This window comes from Ruminococcus sp. 8Y-12 (assembly GCF_058119865.1).
This window is the reverse complement of the sequence record NZ_CM176623.1, coordinates 3407898-3432370: the sequence shown is the minus strand read 5'-3', so window position 1 is coordinate 3432370 and position 24473 is coordinate 3407898. Positions and strand designations below refer to the sequence as shown.

Genomic DNA, 24473 nt, shown 5'->3' with positions numbered 1-24473 from the left:
CACTCCTATTCCACAGATATTACATAGTAGTAGATGGGCTGTCCTCCAAAGTACACCTCCACATCACAGGAGGGGTACTGTTTCATCAGCTCCTCACCCAACTGGTTTGCGGCATCCTCATCCACTTCCTCCCCGTAATAGACACTGATCAGCTCCGATTCCTCGTCCATCATCAGGTCAACCGTCTCCCTGGCCACCTGGCTGATCTCCTGGCCCACCGCCAGAATAGCGTGATCGCCGATGCCCATGATGTCTCCCTCTTTGATTTCTTTATCGTCAATGTGGGTATCCCTCACCGCATAGGTCACCTGCCCAGTCTTCACGTGCCTGATCTCTTCATTCATGGCAGCCTCATTGTCCTCTGCCGTGAGCTCCACATTGTAATTGATCATGGCTGTGATCCCCTGGGGTACTGTCTTTGTGGGGATTACCACCACTTTCTTATCTCTGGTTAATACCTTTGCCTGGTTGGCTGCCAGTATGATATTTTTATTGTTAGGGAAAATAAATACATTGTCCGCATTCACCTTCTCGATGGCCCGTAGCATATCCTCTGTGCTGGGATTCATGGTTTGCCCACCCTCAATCAGGTAGTCCACTCCCAGTCCTTTAAAGATTTCCCCCACGCCTTCCCCAATGGATACTGAGATAAAACCAACCTCTTTCTTAGGTGCGGATGCCTGTGCCTCCTGCGCCTGCATAGCTGCCATCTTTTCCGCATCCTTGATCAATTTCTCATGATGCTCTTCTCTCATATTGTCAATCTTCATCTTTGTCAGGGAGCCATAGGTCAACGCTTTTGATATTGCCTTACCAGGATCATTGGTATGTACATGAACCTTTACAATATCATCGTCTGAAACCACTACGATAGAATCCCCGATGGACTCTAAAAATCCTTTAAATCCCTGCTCTGCCTCTTCTGTGTACTCCTTCTCCAACATAATGATGAATTCCGTGCAATAGCCAAATTTAATGTCTGCCTCAGTCTGAGGAGCAGCAGTGTAGGTCACGCTGGTGCCCGCCCCCTTAGAAGCTCCCTCTATGGTATAATCGATCTCTTTGCCCAAGAATGCGTCGTAGGCGCCCCGCAGAACCTGCATCAGTCCCTGTCCGCCGGAGTCAACTACCCCGGCTTCCTTCAGGACCGGCAGCATCTCCGGTGTCTGGGAGAGCACAAAATCCGCGTGGTCAATCACCTGCTGAATAAACTCCTTCATCTCCACATCTGTCTCCGCCAACTCAGCCGCCTTGTCCGCAGCTCCCTTGGCAACCGTAAGGATGGTTCCCTCTTTCGGCTTCATAACCGCCTTGTAAGCAGTCTCCACAGCCTTCTGCATGGCAGCCGCCAGAATAACCGTGTCCACCTCCTCATAGTGCTTGATTCCCTTTGTAAAGCCACGGAACAGCTGTGAGAGGATTACTCCCGAGTTTCCGCGGGCGCCGCGCAGTGATCCGGAAGAAATAGCTCTTGCCAGGGACTCCATATCCAGATTCTCCAGAGATGCTACTTCCTTTGCAGCGGACATGATAGTGAGGGTCATATTTGTCCCTGTATCGCCGTCGGGAACAGGGAATACGTTCAGCTCATTAATCCACTCCTTTTTCGCTTCCAGATTTTTTGCCCCCGCCAAAAACATCTTTGCGCATAACTTGGCGTTTATCGTATTTGTTACCACAACAAGTTCCTCCTTAATCAATCGCTCTTACGCCTTCAACGTAGATATTTATTTTTTCAATCTCCATACCGGTAAACTCCTCCAGCTTATACTTAACGCTGTCGAAGAGATTCTCAGCTACTGCGGAAATACTTACCCCATAGGAGACAATCACATGAAAGTCAAGGGAAATCTTATTGTCATTGATTTCTACATTGATGCCGTGTTTTAAACTCTCCCTCTTTAATAGCTTAACCAATCCATCCTTCATATTTACAGCCGCCATCCCCACAATGCCAAAGCACTCAACAGCGACGCTTCCCGCGTAAGTCGCAATCACGTCCGTATCAATTAAGATCGAACCAAGTTCTGTATCCATACGTCCCTTCATATCGGTACCTCCCATATAGTATTGGTATTCATTCTGAATTATTATTTATGATTATACCCTGTTTTCATACAAAATGAAATATATATTTTTGGTTTTTGTAAAATATTTGCAGAAATTTTTATTTTTCACTTGCAAAACATAGGTGTATCTGCTAAAATATCTAGTGTTGTGAGCCTATAAGAGATAGGCAATATATATTCAAGGAGGTGCAATCATGGCTAGATGTGCTATTTGTGATAAGGGTGCTCATTTCGGAAATAATGTGAGTCATTCCCATAGAAGATCCAACAAAATGTGGAAGTCTAATATTAAATCTGTAAAGGTTAAAGTTAATGGAGCTGCTAAAAAGATGTATGTATGTACTTCTTGTTTAAGATCCGGCAAAGTGGAAAGAGCATAAGTATGAAAGCCTCTCATTTTGAGAGGCCTTTTTATATCCAAAGCGACCAGGTCATTTCCGGAAATGACCTGGTCGCTTTGGATACCCTAACAGCAAAACAGATTATAACCAATGAGCAGTAAAACGGCTGTAATAAGAACGGATATGATTACATATGGAATGATTACCGCAATCAACATCCCTATTCCCATCCAAAATAATGTATATCCGATAATGCGCCTCATAAACGCTCCATAGAATGCCTTTTTACATTATATGCAGCATTTTTTATTCTACTACACTATCCGCGGCGTTTTTTATCTCTTCTTCCATCGCCTTGGCCGCTTCCTCCCTGTCCGTCTCAGAGGATGTGCCCATCTTTCCCTCAGTAAATTTGTTTACAAAGTCTGGTACCATATCCAGGATTTTGGTAAGCCCATCCTGATTCTTCACATTTACCAGCTTTGTGGTTCCGTTTTGAATGACCAGCACAGCGCTAGGGGACATCTTACCGCCCATTCCGCCGCCTCCGTTGTTCCTTTTGTCCTCCGCTTTGGCTGTGGCTGCCACTCCAAAGGTAACATCTACTAATGGCAGTATAATGGTATCGCCGATGTGGATGGCCTCCCCAACCACGGTCTTTGTGGTGATGAAGCTGTCCATTCCCTTGAAAAGAGAATCTACGGTTGTCTGAAAGTTGTTGTCTGAAGCCATGTCTTTTCCTCCTTACGCTTTCATTGCTTTCAATAAATTTCTAAATTCCTTGTCTCTGAATATTTTCCATCCTATATTTCCCAGATGGAAGATGCGAATATGGCCCTTTATCTCAAGGGTTCCCTCGCATACGGTATTTTCAAAATCCGGCAGAAGCCGGATTTTTTCACAGCTCAGTGGAAGCAGCAGATAAAAAATCCCTGTGGCCTGGCCGGTGAGAGCCGGATCTCCAAATCCGTAGTGAAGTTCTCCCTCCACCTTTTGAGGATGCAGATGCTTCCACAGATAAAAACCATGGCCCCACATTCGCTTCCACACATTCCTTCCTTCTTCTGTACGCAGGACGGATATCTTTTCCAATATCTTTTTCCAGGTCATCTGTCCCTTCCTAAGGGCTGCCTTAAGCTTTTTCCAAAAAGACTTAAGCCTCTCCGGAATCTCCAGAATTCTACGGAGCAAACTTCTAAGCTTATCCAGCAGTCCTCTCAGCCGCCCGGTCTTCCCAGGGCCCTGACGCGGTCTCTCCAAAGACTTCTCCTGATACTTCTGCTGTTTCTCCTTCGTTTCCCCATCCTTTTTCGCTGTGGGTGCAGGTTCTGGTCCTTGCACTCTTTCTCCATCCATTTCCACCTCAGAAGACTTCTCAGTCAGAGCGCGGGCATCCGTCTTCTCTTTCTGTTCGGAGACCTCCAGTTCTTCCTCTAAGTCAAACTCCTGATCCTCATCCGCTGAGTCCCGCTTCTTCTCTCCTCTTCCTGTGCGAAAGCCTCCTGAGAGATCTGATGCGCTTCTTGACCGCCCCAGGATTTTCAGCCGGATCTCATTTTTGTCCTGTCCCCAGCTGCCTGTCAATGTAATCAGGTGAAGCAGCCAGCTGGCCTTTCCCCATACCCAGGTTCCCTCCGTCCCTCTGTACGCCTTTATATGATAACGCACGGGAACAAACAGTACGATCAGGACAGCTGCCAGCAGTAAAAGTATCACAGCCAGCAGCAGAATCCCTATAATTTTTAGTATTACCAAAAGGATATGTAGCATATTCTTACACCTGTCACATTCTATTTTCCTTTACTTTTTGAGCCAGATACCCGGGGACATCCGCCTTGCCTGTCTTCTCATAGGTTTCCCGAACCATTTGTACCACCAGCTCCACGGCCTCCTCATAGCCGCAGGCAATCCCCACAATCATTGGAAGCTGCCTGCGAACCGCTGCCTGCTTCAGGTAAGCGGATGAGATGATGTCCAGCATGTCTCTCCTGTTGTAAGCCAGAGTGACCAGATATACGTCCAGCATTCCGGCGTTCATCTTCAGTTTGCGAATGATCTTCTTTTTCCTCCTGCGGGCTGTCTCACCCACGTACAGGTCTGTATACCATTTCATAGTCTCTACGTTCCTTCCCATGCCACTATGATTATAGCACAAAATTTACAGATCCCATAGAAAATAATACCAGTCCACCTATTTTCTTGTAACAGTTCAGCCAAGCTGCCCTGTTACATTTTCTCACTTCTCCAGCCTCTTTTCAATGGCGGCAATCACATTCTCCAGCACTTTGATCCTAGCATAGTACTTGCAGTTGCCCTCCACAATGATCCACGGAGCATAGGTGGTGGATGTGCGGATCAGCATCTCATCCACGGCCTCCTCATAGGCATCCCATTTTTCACGGTTGCGCCAGTCCTCGTCTGTGATCTTCCACTGCTTCTCCGGGGTTTCCATACGCTCCTTAAACCGCCGCTCCTGCTCGTCCTTATCGATCTGCATCCAGAATTTCAACACAATTGCCCCGTCGTGAACCCAGGTTGCCTCCATATCATTGATCTCCTTATAGGCCCGCTTCCATTCCTCCTTGGTGCAGAAGCCCTCGATCCGTTCCACCATCACACGCCCATACCAGGTCCTGTCATAGAGCGCCACATGCCCGGCCTTGGGCAGGTTGTGCCAGAAGCGCCACAGATAGTGGTGGGCCTTCTCAATATCATTGGGAGCTGCTGTGGGGTTCACCTCATATCCTCTTGGGTCCATACATTCTGTGATTCGCTTGATCGCTCCTCCCTTTCCGCCGGCATCCCAGCCCTCAAACCCCAGAATAACCGGAATTCTTCTGCGGTAGAGCTCACTATGCAGAACGGATAGCTTATCCTGAAGCTTTTTCAGCCGCTCCTTGTACTCCTCCTTGGTGTAGCTCAGACTCAGATCTACACTGCTTAAAATGGAGGATTTGAACGTCAAATGCTGCTCTTCCGCTGCCTGCACCTGTTTTTCCTTGATCTCCTTGGAAGCTCTGACCTGAGCCACCTGTTTTTCCAGTCGGTCTATCACCGTGCTGATTACCTTGACAACAGCGTACTCCCGGTCCATGGCCTCCACGATTGTCCAGGGTGCGAAGTCCGTATCTGTCTTTTGGAGCATTTCCTCATTCATCACTTTGTATTCCTGAAAATGCTTATTTCTTTTCAAATCTCCCTTTGACACCCTCCAGGCCGTCTCTTTGTTGTCTAAAAGGCGTGCAAACCGCTTCTCCTGTTCCTTTCTGGTAATGTCCAGAAAAAATTTAATAATCACGTTTCCGTCGTCGGCCAGGGCGGACTCAAAGGAAACGATCTCATTGTAGGCATACCCCAGCTGGCTCTCGGTGGTCACCTTGTCAAACCGGTCAATCAAAACACGACGGTACCAGCTTCGGTCAAAGATCGCAATCCTCCCCCTAGCAGGCGTCTTAGTCCAGAATCTCCAAAGAAAGGGGCGCATCTGCTCCTCCTCTGACTCTCCGCTGATGGCAAATACGCGAAACCCCCTGGGATCTAAGGGCTGGATCAGCTGATTGATCAAGGTTCCCTTTCCCGCTGCACCAAAGCCCTCGAAGACTATAATCACCGGTATCTTCAAGTCTCTGCACTCCCGCTGCAGGATACCCAGCTTCACAGTGAGCACATCCATACGCTGTTTAAACTCTTTCTTTCCCATCTTCTTCGTGAGGTCAATCTTTTCCAACATAGTAAAACCCTCCTTTTCCCTCTGTGATATGAAAGAAAGGACATGCACAAAAGCATATCCTTTTTCTTTAAAAATATTTTCGATTCCCCCAAAGATTCTTCTTTTTCAGATCTAAATATTCATTATACGCTTTCTCTAATATCATTTTCTCGTTTGAAAACTTCAATAGATGATAAGCCTCATGAAACTTATAATACCCCGAGTCTACAAAATACTCTTCACGTTGTGGTTTGCTGTAATAGCTGTCGGACATCATTAAATACCAGTGGACATCTTTTGCAACCGTGTCCTCAGGTACATTGAAGGTATACTGACTTTTTCCTATATATTTTATGATGGATGCCTGTACTCCTGTCTCCTCCAGAACTTCTCTCGCAGCGGTGTCTTTAAACTCTTCACCAGCCTCTACAGTTCCCTTTGGCAAAACCCAGCCCTCGTACTTGTTCTTGTAGCTCTTGTACAAAAGCAGGATCTTGCCACGAAATATTACCACACCGCCACAGCTCGTTGCTTCAATCATTGCAATTCCTCCTGTAATGCGTTGTGTCAGTTTTGACTGGTTTTAGTATAACTCTTTTTCAGAAATCATGCAACCTTAATTGTCAAAGTCGATTTATGCATGTTACTGTGAACGTATGAACAGTAACGGATTTGCGTCACAGTGTAAGCCGCAGCGCTGTGCTACTTAACGTATTCATAGTATGCGTCAAAAACCTGTCTGGCAATGGGTACAGCTGTGGAACTGCCCGATCCCCCGTTCTCCGCAATGACTGCAATGGCGATGTCTGGATTCTCCACATTAGAGAATCCCACAAACCAGGAGTGTGTCTCTTTTAAGTTACCCCCGATCTCATACTCCGCAGACCCTGTCTTTCCTGCAGCCGTGTATCCCAGGCCTGAGAGTGCGGAGGCGGTTCCCTCCTCCACGGTCTTTGTCATATACTCCGTGAGAATACCTGCCTCCTGTGTGCTCATCAGCTCCTTGTACACAGCGGGCTTGTACTGTTTTACCATATCCCCGTCATACGTCTCCAGGCGGTCCACATAGTAGGGTGTCATCATATTTCCCCCGTTGGCCACCGTGGCTGTTACCAGGGCCATCTCCAAAGGGGATACCACCGTATCTCCCTGTCCGATAGCAGTCATCATCTCCTCCCCATAGGAGGCATTATCATCCAGGGTAAACAGACTTTTGCTCGAAGGCATGGTGATGGGCAGATCGTTGTTAAACAGAAAGCTTTCGCATAGCTTTCGAAAATCCGCATTCTTTAGCTCCATGCCGATGTTTGCATAGGAGCCGTTGCAGGAATGGACAAAGGACTGCTCCAAATCCACCTGACCGTGCACCGCTCCTCCGTAACAGGTAATGGTCACATCCTCTTTGCTGATGCTGCCGTCACAGTAAAAACCGTAGTTCTGATAGTCATCCGGATGCTCCCTTAAGTAGGCCAGTGTGGTCAGAATCTTGAAGGTAGATCCCGGCGGGTATTGTCCCTGTGCTGCGCGGTTGAAAAGGGAGCTGTTCTGAGTATCATTGATCAGTGTTTCCCAGTCCTCTGAGATCGTGTTGGGGTTAAAATCCGGCTTGGATACCATTGCCAATATCTTTCCTGTGTCCGGTTCTATGACCACCACTGCTCCCTCATAGCTTCCAAGTGCGTCATAGCAGGCCCTCTGCAGTCTGGAGTCTAAGGTGAGCACCACGGTGTCCCCCCGCACTTTCACGTTTTCCTCCTCCAATTTAACCTGTTCTAATATGGACGCGTGGGAGGCCATCAGCTCATAGTTGGAGGTAGCCTCCACCCCGGCTCTCCCGTTGCTGGCATAGCCCACCACATGAGAAAATACATTGTCAAAGGGATACAGCCGTGTCTCATTTCCGTCCGCATCCACGTTGGTCCCAGCCAGAATCTCCCCGTCCGCAGAGAGGATAGATCCCCTTATGATCATCTCCTGCTTACTGTCCTGCTTTGTATTGTAGGAGTTGGAGTTGATCTCATCAATCTTATATACATTAAAATAAACCAAATAGACTGCAAGGGATAAAAACATGGCCACGATCAGATAGCTGACCCGCACCAGTTCCCGGTTCCTTTTCTTCCGCTCCTGATACGCGTCCTGGTACCCTGATGGTCCCCCTCCCTTGGACGGCGACGCCTTTTTCTTTTTTATCTTACTCTCTTTTTTTTCCTTTTTCTTTCTGCCTGGACGCTCCTCATCCAGCGGAATTTCACTGATATGGATATCGTCTGTAGTATTCTTCTTCCTCAAGCTCTTCTTCCTCATCTTCTCTTAATAAATAGAGTCCCTGAATAATGGAAAATGACATCAGGGTACTGACTATGGAACTGCCTCCTGTGCTGATAAAGGGCAGGGTAACTCCCGTCATAGGGATCATCTTCATGGCGCCCCCCACTGTCAGAAACACCTGCACAGCATACATACAGCCCAGGCCCAGAGCCACGTCCCGGTAAAAGTTTTCTGTCAGCTTCATTGCCACATTCACAAACGCAATAAAACAGCTCATGCAGATCAAGATTACACAGATGGCAAAAATTGCCCCCAGTTCCTCCACAATAGCGGAGAACATAAAGTCTTGATACACAATGGGTATGGCGTTTGGGGAACCCTGAAACAGGCCTGTTCCCAGCCACCCGCCAGCCCCAATGGCAAACAGGGACTGGGCCACCTGGTATCCGCCTCCCTCATAGCTCTGGAAGGGGTCCTGCCAAATCTCCACCCTGACCTTCACATGGCTGAACAAGAAATAGGCAGCCACCGCAGCCAACACCCCGGCCGCAAGTCCGGCAAGCAGATATTTCCAGTCCTTTGTGGCCACAAACAGCATCACCAGATAGGTGACAAAAAAGATCAGCGCACTTCCCAGGTCTGTGGAGGCAACCAGTATCAACACATGGATGCCCGCAAGCACAGTTGTAACTGCCACCTGCTTAAACTCCGTGGATTTCGCCAGCATTCCTGCCACGAAAAATACAAACAGAATCTTTACAAACTCCGAGGGCTGAAGGCTGATGCCCCCGATGCTCAGTGTCAGCTTCGCACCGTAGGTGGCTCTTGCCAGAACCGCCACCACACCCAAAAGTCCGATTCCAAGCACCGCGTACACCCAGGCCCACTTAGTCAGAAACTTCATTTTACGTATAATAACAGGAATGATCAGCGCAATTACGGTTCCCGCCACCACCAGTTTAAACTGACTCTGGGACTGGTCATAGGAAAGCCTGGTGGTCATGATAAAGCCAATGGTAATCAGCATACACATATTGTTGATGATCAGCTTGGAAGCCCTGGGATACAGATTCCGAAACAAAACCAGAGTGGCAGCCAGATAGATCACCTGTGCAGCGTAAAAATACAGCAGGGTGGGTTCCTCCATCTTTAAGTAAAGCACCATAAATGCCACGAAATGGATACAGAACATCACCACATTCTGACGCAGATACAAAAACTCCCTGGCGTCATCACTCTTTTTGCGGAAGATCAGAAAGCTTTGAAGTGTGTAAATCAAAATCAGACCGATCAGCACATACCGCGAAACTTCAATGATTAATCTTGTCACTTTTTCACCTACTCTATTCCTCTTTTGAAATGTCCTCTGGTAAATTCACCAAAGTCATATTCTACTTCTCTCTCATTCACAAAACGGCCTGCAAAGGCCCTGGCGACAGCCGCGGCCTCCTTCCCGGTCTCTGTGGTAAAACTCAGGCGCAGCCTTGCAGGATTCAGCCTCTGGATCTCCTCTTTATTTTCAAAGAGCACCAGGGGCACTTGGTTGTAGATCACATTGCAGCAGACGGAGCAGTTGTTTTTCACAGGAAACCGCTTTCCTTTTCGGTCCTTTAAATACATCCATCCCGGTTTCCCGGTACAGCCCTTAACGGTCTTTGTCAGGCACTGGGCTGAGACCATCATAGGCAGACGCCCGTATACCATCAGCTCACTATCTTCCATTCCCCGCCTGGCCAGCTCCCGGCTGTTCAGCTCCACAGGCGCGGTGTCCATGGAAGCTCCCCATCTTCTGCCGAATTCCCTGGCCCAGACATTGAATGTATACATATTATGATCCAAAATCAAATCTTTTTTCCAATTTTTTTCCTGAAAGAAGGCCCAGGACTCTAAATTTTTTATTAAGATGCCGTCGAAAGCCTCCAGAGCCGCTATGGATTCCGGATTTTCAAACGTTTTCCGGACATCCCTTCGAAGAATGGAAGGCGTGATAAACAGACATTTTTTTCCTTGTTCCCGGCAGAGGGACACCAGCTTAATGGTCTGCGCGGACGTTAACGGAAGGTCTAATGCAGAGCTGTCCACATAGATTCCCTCAATTCCCGGTACATCTATGAGGGCTTCCAGCTGCTCCCCGCTCACCACAGATGCATATAGTTCCCGGGAAGCTGCCTCTCTGTGTGAGAATGACATGCTTCTCTCCAGTCTATCCGGTATGACTCTGCGGTATGCACAGACCACTTTCCGGCCCAGCTCCTCCAGCGCCTTTCTTCTTAAATCATTCAGACTCTGCAGGGGCATAAATAATCCCTCATCCATCTCTATGGAAAGCTCTTGAAATACAAACGGAGTGTTCCCTGTCTTCTCTATCTGCTTTTTTACCTTATCCGGCATCATGGGCTGCCTGATGGCCTCCCCGGGGACATCCCCCAAGACCGTTGCGGCAAAATCACCTATAATTACACTCAGTATAGCAGGTTTCCCCCTGCAAATCATTAATTTCCCATTAATATTTTCTTGGATCTTGCCCTGTAAAAACTGTTCCTGCAGCCAGTAGAAAAGCTTTTCGTCCCTGGTCCTGTGCATTACCGTCCCAGGCTTCACCCCATGTCTGTTATCCTTATTGAAAAGCGTTATGCGGAAATTCTGGCCCTCCCGGACATCCTCCTTTAAGGTCTCGCTCTCCAGTATATCCCTCTCGTGCAGATCCTCCAGGGCTTTTAGGAGTACCTGGTTTTTTTTAACCTCCAGCACCTTGGCCCCAGGTGTCCCATAGTGGTTTGCCCTGGCAAGGGAGATCATATTCCGCCCGTTTCTCTCCTTATAGTAGCCTAAGGTAAAGCCTCCCCGGTTGTACAGTTCCATCAGCTGACGCAAGTCTTCCTGTTCCACCCGGTAGTTTTCGCGCCCTTTAAGCATATACTGGTCCACATATTTCCGGTAAATCCTCACCACACCTGCTGTGTACTCAGGCCGTTTCATCCTGCCTTCAATCTTCAGGGAATAGACACCCGCCTCCAGAATATCCGGCAGAAGCTCTAACGTACAGATATCCTTTGGGCTTAACAGAAATCCCTTCTCCCCCGCTGCCTCGTAGGGAAGGCGACAGGGCTGGGCGCATCTTCCCCGGTTCCCGCTGCGGCCTCCAATCAGGCTGCTGAACAGGCACTGTCCGGAATAGCAGTAGCACAGGGCTCCATGGACAAAACTCTCAATCTCCATGTCTACCGCATTTCGGATATCCTGTATCTCTCCCAGAGAGAGTTCCCTGGAGGTGACCACCCTGGAAACACCCAGCTTCTCCAAAAACTGTGCCCCCGCTGCGCCGGTAACGGTCATCTGTGTACTTGCATGGATCTCCAGGCCCGGAAAGGCGCTTCGTATCAGTTCCAAAGCACCCAGGTCCTGAACAATCACGGCATCCAGGCCCTGGAGGTAAAATGGCAGCAGATAATCATACAACTCCTCCATCTCCTGATCCTTCAGCAGTGTGTTCACCGTCAGATACAGCCTGCGCCCGTGGAGATGGCAGAAATCTATGGCCTCCAGGAGCTGATCTCTGCTCAGGTTATCCGCATAAGCTCTGGCCCCAAACCGGGTGCCGCCGATATAGACTGCATCCGCTCCGGCTGCCACTGCTGCTCTTAAACTCTCATAAGACCCCGCTGGGGCAAGTATCTCCGCTTTCATACTGATTTCTCCTGTCTAAGAAGGGCTGTCTCAACCGGACAGCCCTTCCACTCATTTTTTATTCTTTTCATCAAGCTCTGTTTCCAGTCTGACAATTCTCTTCTGGTACTCTGTGGACTCCTTCTGCATATCCTGAATGGACTTCTCCGCTGTCTCCAGCTTGATCTGGATGCTGATGAGCTCATGCTTTAAATCGTACAGCTCTTTATCCTTTTCCGCCAGCTCTTCCTCCACCATCTCCACCTGCTTTTTGGCTTTGAAATAGTCGTCTGCGATATTTAAATCCAAGAGCATGCTCTTTGTCTCTTTAGACTGGTGGTTGTACCCCTCCAGCTTTTTAAACTCAGCCAGCTTATTGTTGATATATGTAGCAACCTTCTGCAGATACTCTTCACTCTCATATCCGCTTAAGGTATATATTTTCCCGTCGATCAGCACCTCGGTTTTATTCTTGGATGACATACAAGCAGTTCTCCCTTTCTTTCGTTTCTATGTTCTATTATAAACAAATTCTTCGGAATTACAACCTATTTATTCATGAATTCCCAAATGGTGCCACGCAAGCTCCGTGGCCACACGCCCTCTGGGAGTGCGGTTTATAAATCCGTTTTTGATCAGATAGGGCTCGTATACATCCTCAATGGTGCCTGCGTCTTCCCCGATGGCTGCCGCCAGGGTGTCCAGCCCCACAGGGCCTCCCTGAAACTTATCAATCATCGCAAGGAGCAGATTCCGGTCTGTCTGGTCCAGCCCGTACTTATCTACCTCCAGCAGATCCAGCGCCAAAGCGGCCACCTCCCCGGTGATCTTTCCCTCATATTTCACCTGGGCAAAATCCCGCACCCTCTTCAAAAGGCGGTTGGCAAGCCTGGGGGTTCCTCTGGAGCGTTTTGCCATCTCCTTTGCTCCCCTTTCGTCAATCTCAACCCCCAGCTTTCTGGCGGAGCCCACAATAATAGTCTCAAGCTCCTCCTCGGTGTAGAATTCCAGGCGGTGAATCACCCCAAAGCGGTCCCGCAGAGGAGCGGTCAGAAGCCCCGCCCTTGTGGTTGCCCCCACCAGGGTAAATTTAGGCAGATCCAGGCGTATGGAGCGCGCCGCCGCCCCTTTCCCGATCATAATATCAATGGAATAATCCTCCATCGCAGGGTAGAGTACCTCCTCCACCTGTCGGTTCAGCCGGTGGATTTCATCCACAAAGAGCAGGTCTCCCTCTTGAAGGTTGTTTAAGATGGCTGCCATCTCCCCAGGTTTCTCTATGGCCGGCCCGGAGGTGATTTTGATATTTACCTTCATCTCATTGGCGATAATACCCGCCAGCGTTGTCTTTCCAAGCCCCGGAGGACCGTAGAGGAGCACATGGTCCAGGGCGTCTCCCCGCTGTTTCGCGGCCTGGATATAGATTTTTAATGTCTCCTTTGCCTTTGTTTGGCCAATATAGTCATCCAGAGTCTGAGGCCTGAGACTGTAATCTGTCTTTATGTCTTCCTCCAGAACCTCTGACGTGATAATTCTTCTTCCCATTTATACTACCTCTACAAAAATGCCATATTTTTCAGCGCAGCCTTCAGGATCTCTTCTGTAGTCATATCCTCCGTCACCTGTGCCTGTTTCACCGCTCTTAAGGCGTCTGTGCTGGAATACCCCAGGGCAGTCAGAGCCTGTACAGCCTCCCCCCTTGCGTCCGAGGCGACGCTGATGGGGGCTTGTCCGCTATTCTCCAGACGCTTCTCAAAGGCCTCCTCCAGACTCAGCTTATCCTTCAGCTCCAAAATAAGTTTCTGCGCCGTCTTCTTTCCAATCCCGGGGGCTGTGGAGATGCTCTTCACATCATCTGAGAGCACGGCAAAGCGCAGATCATCTGCAGACAGGGCGGTGAGCACGCCAAGTGCGGCCTTGGGGCCTATTCCATTGACATTTAAAAGCAGCTTAAAGACCTCCAGGTCATCCCTGGTCAGAAATCCAAAGAGCTGCATGGCATCCTCTTTCACATGCAGGTAGGTGTGCAGCCGCACCTGTTCCCCCGGTGAGGGCATTGCCTGGGCATCCCTGCCGGACAGAAACACCTGATATCCCATGTCGTGCACATCCAGCACCACCTTATTTTCCCCAATCTCTGCCACTTTTCCCCTTATATATGCAATCATTCCTTATTCCTTTCCGGGCATACATGCCTGCTGACGCAGACATCACCATAAATCAAATATGCCTTGGCGTATTCGCTATCATATCACAGAAAGCGAAAAACTGCAACCATACGTTCGACTCCCATAACTCAGACTGTCTCCATTTTTGCGAAGGCAACGGAACCGCCTAAAGCCACCAGAGCGGCCATTACCAGCATGTAAAGGCACATGGCCAAAAATCCTGCTGTAAAGTTCACCGCAATGGTCACCACCGCTGCAATCACTACCGCAATGGTAATGACAATCATCTGCCCAACCATACGCAGAATGGTCTTCCCCGTATTCCCCAGGACATTTCCCAGAAGAGATTCGCTGAGCACTGAAAAATACAGCTTGTTTGCCTGCAGGCACACGTAAAACAAAACATTCAGAAGAATATATCCCAGAGGCAGCCCAAGCACCACTGCTGCCGGAAGCGTTACCAGTAAGCCGTCAGCAGCGGACCGAATGTGTTCAATCAGGGTAGCATACCACAGCTTTCGGATTGGCTTGTCGGGAATCAGATAGGTGTAGGGGCTTTCCATCTCCTTTGCCCACTTTGTCAGATATCCGCTGAAGATAAAGGTTACGTACGCCGACGCTATTGGAACCAGGAAGAACTGTTTCATCTGCAGATCCATTCCTGTCTCCGTGAAAGCCATGTACCCCACAGCCACACCTACAATCAGGCAGGCCAGGGTGGTTCCCCCAAAAATAAAGAACCGCTTTTTCTTGTACTCAAGCAGCTGCCGGTAAAAGATCGCCTTGCTGTAATAGCCCTTGTAGGTAACTTTGGCTCTTCGGTACTTTTCCTTTTTCCAAAGCTTGGCAGCTTCCCCTTTCTTCTGCCTGTTTCTGGCCTCCTGGTAATCATCCGCAAATTTCATTGCATCCTCATAGTATCCTCCGGTGCACCGCATCTTCCTTGCGGCGAACAGCAGCCCGGCCGCCGAGATGCAGTAGAGGGCCGTACAAATCACATTCAGCGTGGTGGGTCCCAGAATCAACATGCGGATAAAGGCAATATTCCATCCGATAATGGGTATGCACTGTAAAACCGGATGCTCCAGAAATACCTTGATCACAGATAAAGATTTTACCTCAAAGAAATACAGGTATCCTCCAAACAGTACCAGCGCTGCCAGCAGCACATACAACAGACGGCAGAGCAGACGCACCGTCTTTTCCGACAGGCGCTCATTTCCGTACAGGCATACCATCAGGCTGGTCTCCAGAATATTTTCCACTACAAAGGAGAGCAGAAAATACACCAGCATTTTCCACACTGGAATATGAAACAGCGCGATACCGGCAATCACAAAGAGCAGAACCATCAGCAGGTTGAGAAGATACTGCTTAACCTGCGCATAGAGCAGCACCAGCTTGGGAGATACCGGGGAGGTAAACACAAAATGTACGTCACTTGGGCGGAAAAGCAGCCCTTTTCTCTTGGCATAGGTGACAATGTTTGAGGGCAGAAAAAAACAGGTCATGCCTGAGAGCAGGAGCGCGAACCCCTCGGGGCTTGCCATATTCCATGCTTCAAACATACCGCCCACCCCAGAGATAACCAGGCAGGCATAGGCAATTCCCAGGATCAGGTAAATGTAGGTAACTGGCTTGTGCAGAGCCTTTATAAGCCGGTTTTTAAAGCTGCGGACATAGAGATAGATTAATGATTCCATAGGCTACTCTCCCTCCGTGATCTTGAAAAACAGTTCCTCAAGATCCTGCTCTGCCGTCTCCTCCCTTGTGAAGGAAGCTACGATATGCCCTTTTTCCATGATAAACATCACATCCCACAGCTCTTTGACCATCTCAATCATGTGGGTACTGATCAGGACCGTCACCCCCTGGCTGCGCAGTTCCAGGATCACTTCCTTTAGTTCCTTGATAGCCTTTGGGTCCAGCCCCACCATGGGCTCATCAAAGAGAATTACCTTTGGCTGCACCGCCAGTGCGCAGCAGATGCTCACCTTCTGCATCATTCCCTTGGAGAGCTCGCTGCCCATTTTTTCTGTCTTGTCCTCCAGCTCAAAGCGCTCCAGCAGGCGCTGTACCTCCTCATCCGTTATCTGGGACTTGTAGGCTCTGCGTATATACTCTAAATGCTCCCCCACGGTAAGCGCATCAAACATGGAGGGAATCTCAGGAACGTAGCCAAAGATCTTTTTGGCATCCAGACTTTTGGCCTGAAGTCTCTGAATCCCAATTCCGCCCTCATACCGCAAAAGCCCCGCGATACTTTTGATTACCGTAGACTTCCCGGCGCCGTTGGGTCCCAGCAGAATCCCCACCTTTCCGTCCGGCACCACAAAACTCACCTGGTCAGCAGCTAAAGTTTTCCCATAACGTTTCGTCAAATTTTGAATTTCAAGCATATGTATTCCTTTCTCGTAAGATGCGTTGCAGGCCGCTGCCTGTTTTACACCGTGTCTTGCAGGACAAGCTGTACGTCTGACCTGCTGTTCTTTGTCTCTGTGATAAAGCCACACCCGTTCTTTACCTGCCAATGGTAAAAGCTCTCCTCTGGGGTGGCAAATGCGTCCATAATACTCATAATGGTTCCCCCGTGAACTACCAGGGCAATGGATCTGTAATTGAAGGCCCCGGCGTGACGCAGTGCCTCCCGAAATCCCGTCAGGGTGCGTCTTGCGAACTCCTCCCTGGATTCCCCTCCGGGAAAGGGCAGGGTTCCGCCACTGTCCACCCAGGCCTGATATCTGGGGTTCCCATCCAGCTCAAGATAATTTTTATTCTCAAACTCTCCAAAACTGCACTCTCTGAACTCTCCCACAATGTGCTGTGCGGTTCCCGGAAAAAGCAGATTTGCTGTCTCAACGCAGCGCTTCATAGGACTGGTATAGACCATCTCAGCGACACATTTCCTGTAGCCTCCAGCCTCTCTTTTTTCCGTCAGCTCACGTCGCCCCTGGGGGCAGAGAGATTCATCCGTAGTCCCGATATACCTTCCCAGGAGATTTCCTCCGGTCTTCCCGTGACGGATCATACTGATTTTAAGCATTCTTCTCCCTTTCCTTACCCGGGGCCTTCAGCACCATTCCCAGACCACAGACGACCCGGTGAACTTCCTCCGAGCAGGATGCCAGCTCTGTACAGATCCTGCCCACCCGCTCCCTGTATTCCCGGTCAAAGGCCTCCACAGGCACTACCCCGTATCCCAGCTCTGTGGATACCACAACCAGTTCAGGATTTTCCAGCTTTAACCTGTCAGCCAGCCTGTCCGTATTCCATCCATTCTCAAGACATCTGCGGACATACTCATGAAAGTGGTAGATACCCCTGCTGGTAAAGATCTCCTCCCTGCCGCAGCAGGCTCCATCACGCCACTCCTCTTTCTCAATTTGAAACATGTTACAGGCATAGTCCAGTTTCCCCTGGTATGCCCCTCCGATAATTAGCTTCATTCTATTCTCTCCATTTTAGACTGCTATGCCAGGCACATCTGTGTCAGAACCACAAAAACAGCCATCACAAGTTCACAGACCTGCAAAAAAAAGCCCGCCAGGTCCCCTGTAATGCCTCCAAACTTCTTGTATGCCATATAGCGGTAGTACATAAAAGTCCCCAGCGCCCCCACCAGTCCAGCAATTCCCAGAACAGGGTCCAGCGCCAGCATAGCAGCGGCGCAGGCCAGGATATACAGGTACATCACAAACCGCACCCTTCCCTTTACTGCCATGTCGGAAAAGGTGGCCGCCAGCCCCGTATTTTTGGCCAGTTTGAACCGTACAATGGCCAGACCGCTCAGCGCCCTGGACAAAACGAAGCCCACAGCCAGGACTGTCGCCGCCTTACTTCCGGCCTCAGACCATATCCCCAGGGAAAGCAGAAAATAGCAGATTCCCACAATGATGGCGAAGGCCCCTGCATGGGAGTCCTTTAAAATCTCCAGCTTCTCCTCCATCGGTTTATAGGAGCTAAGCGCGTCCGCTGTATCCAGAAGGCCGTCCAGATGGATTCCCCCGGTCACAAGCACCGGCAGCAGTACCAGAATCACACTGTGAAACAACGTCCCTGCCCCAAGAAACACCGACAGAGAGTTCCACAAAACCACAAGCCCTCCGATCACCGCTCCAATCAGGGGAAAGAAACACATAGAGTATTTCATGCTCTCCTTTGTCCACTCTGTCCTGGGCATAGGGATCTTGGAATACATAGAAAACGCGATAAAAAAACTTCTGACTAAATTCATTCTTTTTCTGCCTTTCTGTCGTCTGCGGCCAGGGCCCCCTTCAGATACAGCGGAATCCCGTACACCACCTCCACGACTCGGTCTGCCGAATCCGCCAAGGACTGGTTGATAGTTCCCAGGTACTGCTGATATCTTCTGGTCTCCTCATCATATAGGATACCGTCCGAAAAGATTTCATTTGTCACCACACATACATGGCGCGCCTGCTCCCTCAGGGAGGTCACCCCTCTCAAAACCGCTGCCACCGTATGCTTCCCGGCTCCTCCCTGGGCATACATTTCATTTGCCACCAGGTTTGACATACACTCCAGAAGAACAATGCTGTCATCCGAAAAAACCTGACGCTCCAGGCCGGTATAGCATTCCAGAGTCTCAAACTCCTTGCTGCTGCGCATCCGGCGGTGCCTGGCAATCCGCTTCCGGCTCTCCTCATCAAAGCTCATCATGGTTGCCACATAAATCCTTTTTCCCTGCCCGAAGCGGAGAATCTCATCCTCGGCAAAGGCAGACTTCCCGCTGCCGCTGCCGCCAGTCACTAAGGTAAACATATGTATCCGCTCTCCCTGATTCAATCTAAAGGCTTGTACTCTTCCACCTGGATCTCCTGAAAGGTACTCATGCCATTGTACACCGCGTCCGCCATAGTGAGCAGGGGGAAAAACGCCACCGCTCCCGTCCCCTCCCCCAGGCACATATCACAGTGCAGGGAAGCCTCCAGCCCCAGAGCATCCAGAATCATCCGGGCTGCCGGCTCCTTTGAGACATGGGAAGCCAGCATATATTCCTTGGCCATTGGGCAGATCGCTGCCGCTGCCAGCGCAGATGCAGCAGAGATAAATCCGTCGACCACAATGGGAACCCCAAAAGCGGCTCCCCCCAAAAAGACTCCCGCCAGCCCTGCCAGATCAAAGCCTCCTACCTTAGCCAGTACATCCACCCCGTCCTGCGCATCGGGCCCGTTGACCTTCACCGCCCGTTTGATGGCTGCGATCTTGCGACACAGGCCCTCTGAGGAGAGTCCTGCTCCCCTTCCGGTCACAATCTCAGGCTCCACTCCAAGGAGCACGGACGCCACCGCGCTGCTGGTAGTGGTGTTTCCGATCCCCATCTCCCCGGTGGCCAGCACCTTATATCCCTTTTTCTTTAAGTCGCCAACCATCTCAATGCCGGTCTCCAGCGCCCGCAGCGCTTCCTCCCTGGTCATGGCCGGACCCTTTGTCATATTTTTCGTGCCGTACGCAATCTTTCGGTTAATAATATTAGTATCTGAGGCAATCCCGATATCCACCGGAAAAATATCAGCCCCGGCCACCTGGCAGAGGATGCTTGCTGTAGCCTGCTTTTTCAAAAAATTCTCTGAGACAATGGCCGTCACCTCCTGGCCGGTCTGGGTGACGCCTTCTTCCACCACCCCGTTGTCCGCGCACATCACAATCAGACCCTTTTTATCCAGGGAAATATCACTCGTCCCTGTCATCCCCGCGATCCTGATTAGGGAATCCTCCATCTTTCCCAGACTGTGCAGAGGCTTTGCAATGCTGTCCCAGCGCTTCTTACACGCCTCCATCGCTGTCCGGTCTGGTTCTTTGATCTGCTTTAATGCCTCATCCAATGTCATGCTGTCTTCCTCCTGGTTCTTCTGTTTATTTAATCTCTCTTTGCCTGAATCCCATTTTATTTGTTTTTGACTTCTAGTCTGATAGCCGGGAATTTGTAACTGTTCTATACCTTCACAGTTACACGCTAATATCCGTTTAAAATCACCTTCGGTGATGAAATTTCTGCACTCCTGAGTCATTTTCTTATAATCAGCATAGCAAAGCTCAGACCTGTTGAATAGTTACTGGAATTTAATCATTCAACAAGTAATAGTATAAATTGCGCGAAAATTTGTGTCAAGAAAAAAGCACGATTTCCGAAGAAATCGTGCCAATGGTTTCTTTTATCAGAGACGGCTCAGCGCATCGTTCATCTCCCTGGTGTATCTGCTCTTATATTTAGAATTATTCTTTATCCGGTATTTGTAAAGCTTTGTAATAAAGTCTGCATCGGACGTCTGGTTCGTAATTTTGGCATTCAGCACTGCCTGAGCAGCTGTGCCGGACCCATGCTGAATGGAGTAGCTGAACACGGCTCCCTTCACTACATAGGGCCGCGAACTGATGTCCACTCCGTAGATCCTCAGCAGAGACTCCGTAGGTTCATAGTATTCCTGGAGTGCAAAGGCATCCTGATAGTTTTTGAAAAGAATGGGATATGTATTGTAAATATTCGTCCATTCTTTATAAAACTTTGTATTGCTCTTCATCTTGTCCTGATGCTCCGTATTCGTCTGGCTATATGATGCATAGGGTGCAAAACCGGCAAAGATGATGGGATCTCTCGCGTAACAATATTTCACAAAGTTGATGAGAGAATGGCGGCGGTCAAACTGATATTTACCGCAGGCATTTCCATAATCTCCGCCCACCTGCCCATATCCCTCAAGTCCGGACTCATAGAGCGTAAAGAAGAGCATATCCTCCGAAACTCCTGCGCTGGTGGTAACCGGAGTGCAGATTCCTTTGCTGTTGATACTGTAAGCCTGTCCGTTCACCGTAACGGTGGTATTCTTCTGCAGGACACCGTTGGCGTCAAAGTAATAGATCTTCCCGCTGATGGTACCCATTCCCACAGCCAGAGCTCCCTGGTTGGCCTTGGTTGCATAATACCTGTTTCCGTTATACGTTTTCCAGCCATACTGGAGCACTCCCTTAGTGTTGAAAAGGTAACGCTTCCCGCCAATTTCCTCCACCCCGGTGGCAATTCCCTGGGTCGGTGAGCAGTAATACCTGCTTCCGTTCAATGTGAACCACCCCTGCTGCAGCCTTCCGCTGTTCTTTCCGAAATAGAATCTTCTGCGGCTGATGTTCTGCCAGCCCTTTAACATCACTCCGTAGGTCCGTTTGTTGCTTGAAAAAAAGTAGCGGTATTTTCCAATGTTCTGCCAGCCCCTCTTCATCACCCCGTCTTCATCGAAGTAATACTTTTTAGCGCCCAGCTTCAGCCATCCGGTGACCTTCTTCCCCCTCTTTGTATAATAATATCTCCGTCCCTTGATATCCAGCCAGCCGCCTTTAAAGTTAGAAATACGCTTTCCGTTTTCCGCGTAAAAATACTTTCCTACCCATTTGTTTTTTACACGGGCACCGTCTTTTCCCACATAGTACTGCCCTACCCTGCGTTTCCTGTAAAGCTCACCCTGGGCATTGTAGTAATAGTACTTCCCGTCTACATGCTTCCACGCCGCGTCCGCCTTCATAGGCGCTGCGGTGACAAACAGCAGCATAAACAATAAAACCAATAGATATCCTTTTTTCTTCATACTTTCTTCCCCTTCGAATCCCGATTCTCTGTTACTTACCCCTGACAGAAAGCCTGCTGCGGCAGACTTTATTCAAACTGTACAGCGTAAAATATTACAATTCTGTTAAGTTTATGAAGCTATTATAAGATATATCTAAGGTTTTGTCAATTTCTGCATAAGAAAAAGATTACGATGTTAGTCAATAAATGTTACTATTCACAGCCACTGTTCCGCGAGGTGTTTTTATGCGCTTGCGCATGAAAATCCCGAGGCAGCCAGCGCGATATGGAGCATAATGCCCCATATCTGTGCATCGCGGAGCGTGTTGCTGTTCACAGAACTGCGTTTTTTGCAGGGCTGTGAATAGTAACCAATCAATAATAGGTTTTGAGTGCTGTTTATCCGATTTTTGGGATAATATCGCTGAATTCTTTTTCATACTCTTCTTCGCTTTTTCCTTCCAGCAGCAAATCACAATACACTACATTTAACAGAGGATCTGTGGCTTGGGTGATCTTCCATTTTCCGTTTTTTCTCTGTAAAGATATTTTAAGATTGGAAGTGATCTTATCCGGTGTATACTTCTTTAAACAATCCCTTAACTGTTTCATCTCATATTTCTTCAGCCAAATATCCTTAGCCTGCTCCTTTTCGGGAGCTTCCACTCCACTAAGCGTTGTTTGACAAAACATTGCATAGTAAGCTTTTGCAATACTCATATAATTTGCCTTTACCGTCACTTTTGCTTTATCCCCGGTAATCTTTGTACTCTTGATTCTCCAGGTCAGTTTCCTGCTCCATGGCCTGATTTCATTGCAGAGACTGGCCCGTTCATCAAATATGACCACACCTGCGGGTAGAAAGCATTTCTCCATCTTCTTACAATTTAATTTCTTTGCACTGGCAAAAAATGTGTTGATGGTCTTATTTACGGCTGCTTTTTGTGATTGGGCCTGGGTGTTTACTGGTACTGCCAAAAATACCATAATAGCTGCAGCAAACAGGGGGATAATTTTTTTCATTCTTTTCATAGCTTTTTTCTCCTTTAAGTTTCATTTTGTAATATTTCGGCTCCTATAATAGGGCGTTTTTCATTTTAACTACCCAGATGTTCTTTAAATGCAAGTGGAAATACTGGATATATTTTTATCTTTGGGTCTGCTTCCTTTAACAGCTTACACATTTTGGTACTAAATACTAATTCGTGATAGTTTAAGTCAAATTCTCCCCGAGCCAGATTGATATCTTCCCACTTCACTATTTTGTCAAAGTTTATATACCTATTATGAAAATGTTCAAAATAGTTCTTATTCGAATTTTCCGGCAGCCACTCTTTTATTTGTTTTCCACATACACTGCATACTTTCTTTCCATTTCTTACACCATCTGTATAACTACCGGCGGGTAGTATATTCTTTGCAATAATCTGATATCCCACAAGTTCTTTTTCCTTTACCCCCATATATGCAGGATAAAAATGTTCTGCAGCGACTCCATTTTCCACTAAGTAATCGTACATTGGCAGTGTTATAAATATCCCGCCCTCCGACTCAAAAACCCTTTTGACTTTACTCCATTTTTTCAAAGTTTTACTCTTTTTTAGTATGCATGGGCCAGTCTGTTCTACATATCTTTCGCATTTGTCACATTGCTTCAGAAATCTTTCTTTTTTTTCAATTTCAGGACATCGGAAAGTTCCACTTATCAGATACCCTGCTATTTCTTTTTCCTCATCTTCTGTATATTCAGGGAAAAATTCTACTATATGTATGGTACATCCCGACATAGCCTCATGTAGTAAATAAAATTTTCCCTTTTTCTGCTGACGAATTTCTTCCATCTCTTCCCAATAGGGGAGCAAGTCAGTATAGATCTCTTCCTCAGCAATCCCTTTTTCCAACATGCTTTCCATCCTCTTACAATTGGCATTATACAACTCCCAATATATTTTCGCATTCTCACCTTCGCATGCAGCCTTAGATAATTCTTCTATTTCATCGACCAATTCCCTGTATAGTTGTAGGATTTCAGCATATAAAGGATCATCTTCATAAACAAATAAGCTATATCTTTTGATATTGTCCCAAGAATTCTTTATTTTTCCCTTTCCTTCACTGATGATTGCTTCAAATCGTTTACGAATTTTATTTTTCTTCCGTATGTCAATATCCAGGTATACTTCTACTTTAACTCTCATACTTTAAACTCTCCTATTGTATCATATCTTGTCATTTCAGCATTTTATTTCCCTCTAACTTTTCTTTTATAGATAGCGGAAACACAGGTATCCATGTAATGTGATTATCTGCCTGTTTCAATAGGTCAAGTAGTTTAGAACTAAAAATCAATCTCTGATTGCAAAATGCCTGTTCATGTCTTGCCACATTGATATCCTCCCATTTTTCTACTCTGTCACAATCAATGTATATATTATGGTAATATTGATTTTTAATATCATTAGGATCTTCATCCAGATGTCTCTGCTGTACCTTCCCACATCTTGTACACTTTTCACCGTTTTCTACTGAAGAATCAATAAAACTTCCAACCGGTAAATGATTACTTCCAATGAACTGATATCCGGCTAACTTTTTCTTTTTATGATCAAAGTACGCCGGGTGGAAATATTTTGGCGCAATCTCAGTATTTAGTAAATATTCATACATGGG

25 protein-coding genes are annotated in these 24473 nt (G+C 48.0%); 1 reads left to right on the top strand and 24 read right to left on the bottom strand.

The features are described from left to right. Positions 1–5: 5 nt before the first annotated feature. Both AC0THY_RS13455 and AC0THY_RS13450 read right to left on the bottom strand, forming a co-directional pair. The gene (locus tag AC0THY_RS13455; protein WP_489991111.1) at positions 6–1679 is read right to left on the bottom strand and encodes a DAK2 domain-containing protein; all 1674 of its coding nucleotides are present in this window, start codon (positions 1677–1679) and stop codon (positions 6–8) included. Between the two features lie 13 nt (positions 1680–1692). Further along, positions 1693–2049: an Asp23/Gls24 family envelope stress response protein gene (locus tag AC0THY_RS13450; protein ID WP_489991110.1), complete on the bottom strand. Its 357-nt coding sequence runs from the start codon at positions 2047–2049 to the stop codon at positions 1693–1695. A 214-nt stretch (positions 2050–2263) separates the two neighbouring features. Here AC0THY_RS13450 and rpmB point away from each other — a divergent pair, with 214 nt between their 5' ends. Further along, entirely contained in the window at positions 2264–2449 is a 186-nt protein-coding gene (gene rpmB / locus AC0THY_RS13445; protein WP_296837004.1) for a 50S ribosomal protein L28, read from the top strand. Between the two features lie 267 nt (positions 2450–2716). On the opposite strand, the gene AC0THY_RS13440 is transcribed toward rpmB, so the two are convergent. From AC0THY_RS13440 to AC0THY_RS13335, 22 genes are all read right to left on the bottom strand, one after another. Then, entirely contained in the window at positions 2717–3142 is a 426-nt protein-coding gene (locus tag AC0THY_RS13440; RefSeq protein ID WP_489991109.1) for a GerW family sporulation protein, read from the bottom strand. Between the two features lie 12 nt (positions 3143–3154). Further along, on the bottom strand, positions 3155–4180 hold the full coding sequence (locus AC0THY_RS13435; protein ID WP_489991108.1) for a DUF2953 domain-containing protein: 1026 nt from the start codon (positions 4178–4180) through the stop codon (positions 3155–3157). A gap of 13 nt (positions 4181–4193) precedes the next feature. Further along, positions 4194–4523, bottom strand: coding sequence for a hypothetical protein (locus tag AC0THY_RS13430; RefSeq protein ID WP_489991107.1), 330 nt, complete (start codon positions 4521–4523; stop codon positions 4194–4196). A 123-nt stretch (positions 4524–4646) separates the two neighbouring features. After that, on the bottom strand, positions 4647–6140 hold the full coding sequence (gene pap / locus AC0THY_RS13425) for a polyphosphate:AMP phosphotransferase (RefSeq protein ID WP_489991106.1): 1494 nt from the start codon (positions 6138–6140) through the stop codon (positions 4647–4649). 67 nt (positions 6141–6207) lie between these two features. After that, positions 6208–6660: an NUDIX hydrolase gene (locus AC0THY_RS13420; RefSeq protein WP_489991105.1), complete on the bottom strand. Its 453-nt coding sequence runs from the start codon at positions 6658–6660 to the stop codon at positions 6208–6210. A gap of 161 nt (positions 6661–6821) precedes the next feature. Continuing rightward, the gene (locus AC0THY_RS13415) at positions 6822–8411 is read right to left on the bottom strand and encodes a peptidoglycan D,D-transpeptidase FtsI family protein (RefSeq protein ID WP_489991104.1); all 1590 of its coding nucleotides are present in this window, start codon (positions 8409–8411) and stop codon (positions 6822–6824) included. Further along, the gene (locus AC0THY_RS13410) at positions 8371–9720 is read right to left on the bottom strand and encodes an FtsW/RodA/SpoVE family cell cycle protein (RefSeq protein WP_489991103.1); all 1350 of its coding nucleotides are present in this window, start codon (positions 9718–9720) and stop codon (positions 8371–8373) included. Before AC0THY_RS13410 ends, AC0THY_RS13415 begins: the two co-directional genes overlap by 41 nt. An 8-nt stretch (positions 9721–9728) precedes the next feature. Further along, the gene (locus AC0THY_RS13405; RefSeq protein ID WP_489991102.1) at positions 9729–12077 is read right to left on the bottom strand and encodes a peptidase U32 family protein; all 2349 of its coding nucleotides are present in this window, start codon (positions 12075–12077) and stop codon (positions 9729–9731) included. Positions 12078–12128: 51 nt separating this feature from the next. After that, complete coding sequence (locus AC0THY_RS13400; protein ID WP_489991101.1) at positions 12129–12539, bottom strand: cell division protein ZapA; 411 nt, start codon at positions 12537–12539, stop codon at positions 12129–12131. 69 nt (positions 12540–12608) lie between these two features. Beyond that, the gene (gene ruvB, locus AC0THY_RS13395; protein WP_489991100.1) at positions 12609–13601 is read right to left on the bottom strand and encodes a Holliday junction branch migration DNA helicase RuvB; all 993 of its coding nucleotides are present in this window, start codon (positions 13599–13601) and stop codon (positions 12609–12611) included. 11 nt (positions 13602–13612) lie between these two features. After that, positions 13613–14224: a Holliday junction branch migration protein RuvA gene (gene ruvA / locus AC0THY_RS13390; protein ID WP_489991099.1), complete on the bottom strand. Its 612-nt coding sequence runs from the start codon at positions 14222–14224 to the stop codon at positions 13613–13615. Positions 14225–14352: 128 nt separating this feature from the next. After that, the gene (locus AC0THY_RS13385) at positions 14353–15927 is read right to left on the bottom strand and encodes a putative ABC exporter domain-containing protein (protein WP_489991098.1); all 1575 of its coding nucleotides are present in this window, start codon (positions 15925–15927) and stop codon (positions 14353–14355) included. A 3-nt stretch (positions 15928–15930) separates the two neighbouring features. Then, positions 15931–16623: an ABC transporter ATP-binding protein gene (locus AC0THY_RS13380; protein WP_489994196.1), complete on the bottom strand. Its 693-nt coding sequence runs from the start codon at positions 16621–16623 to the stop codon at positions 15931–15933. Between the two features lie 44 nt (positions 16624–16667). Then, positions 16668–17267, bottom strand: coding sequence for a histidine phosphatase family protein (locus tag AC0THY_RS13375; RefSeq protein ID WP_489991097.1), 600 nt, complete (start codon positions 17265–17267; stop codon positions 16668–16670). Beyond that, positions 17260–17670 carry a bifunctional adenosylcobinamide kinase/adenosylcobinamide-phosphate guanylyltransferase gene (locus AC0THY_RS13370; RefSeq protein WP_489991096.1) on the bottom strand — a complete coding sequence of 137 codons (411 nt, stop codon included), beginning with the start codon at positions 17668–17670 and terminating at the stop codon, positions 17260–17262. The genes AC0THY_RS13375 and AC0THY_RS13370 overlap by 8 nt, the downstream gene beginning before the upstream one ends. Before the next feature lie 23 nt (positions 17671–17693). Further along, complete coding sequence (locus tag AC0THY_RS13365) at positions 17694–18458, bottom strand: adenosylcobinamide-GDP ribazoletransferase (protein WP_489991095.1); 765 nt, start codon at positions 18456–18458, stop codon at positions 17694–17696. Continuing rightward, positions 18455–19006 (bottom strand): bifunctional adenosylcobinamide kinase/adenosylcobinamide-phosphate guanylyltransferase, encoded by a 552-nt coding sequence (locus AC0THY_RS13360; protein ID WP_489991094.1) that lies wholly within the window; start codon positions 19004–19006, stop codon positions 18455–18457. Before AC0THY_RS13360 ends, AC0THY_RS13365 begins: the two co-directional genes overlap by 4 nt. A gap of 20 nt (positions 19007–19026) precedes the next feature. Beyond that, the gene (cobT, locus tag AC0THY_RS13355) at positions 19027–20076 is read right to left on the bottom strand and encodes a nicotinate-nucleotide--dimethylbenzimidazole phosphoribosyltransferase (RefSeq protein WP_489991093.1); all 1050 of its coding nucleotides are present in this window, start codon (positions 20074–20076) and stop codon (positions 19027–19029) included. A gap of 327 nt (positions 20077–20403) precedes the next feature. After that, entirely contained in the window at positions 20404–21822 is a 1419-nt protein-coding gene (locus AC0THY_RS13350; protein WP_489991092.1) for an N-acetylmuramoyl-L-alanine amidase family protein, read from the bottom strand. Between the two features lie 380 nt (positions 21823–22202). Beyond that, entirely contained in the window at positions 22203–22835 is a 633-nt protein-coding gene (locus AC0THY_RS13345; protein WP_489991091.1) for a hypothetical protein, read from the bottom strand. A 65-nt stretch (positions 22836–22900) separates the two neighbouring features. After that, positions 22901–24001: a hypothetical protein gene (locus AC0THY_RS13340; protein ID WP_489991090.1), complete on the bottom strand. Its 1101-nt coding sequence runs from the start codon at positions 23999–24001 to the stop codon at positions 22901–22903. 31 nt (positions 24002–24032) lie between these two features. Next, on the bottom strand, positions 24033–24470 hold the full coding sequence (locus AC0THY_RS13335) for a hypothetical protein (RefSeq protein WP_489991089.1): 438 nt from the start codon (positions 24468–24470) through the stop codon (positions 24033–24035). Positions 24471–24473: the final 3 nt, after the last annotated feature.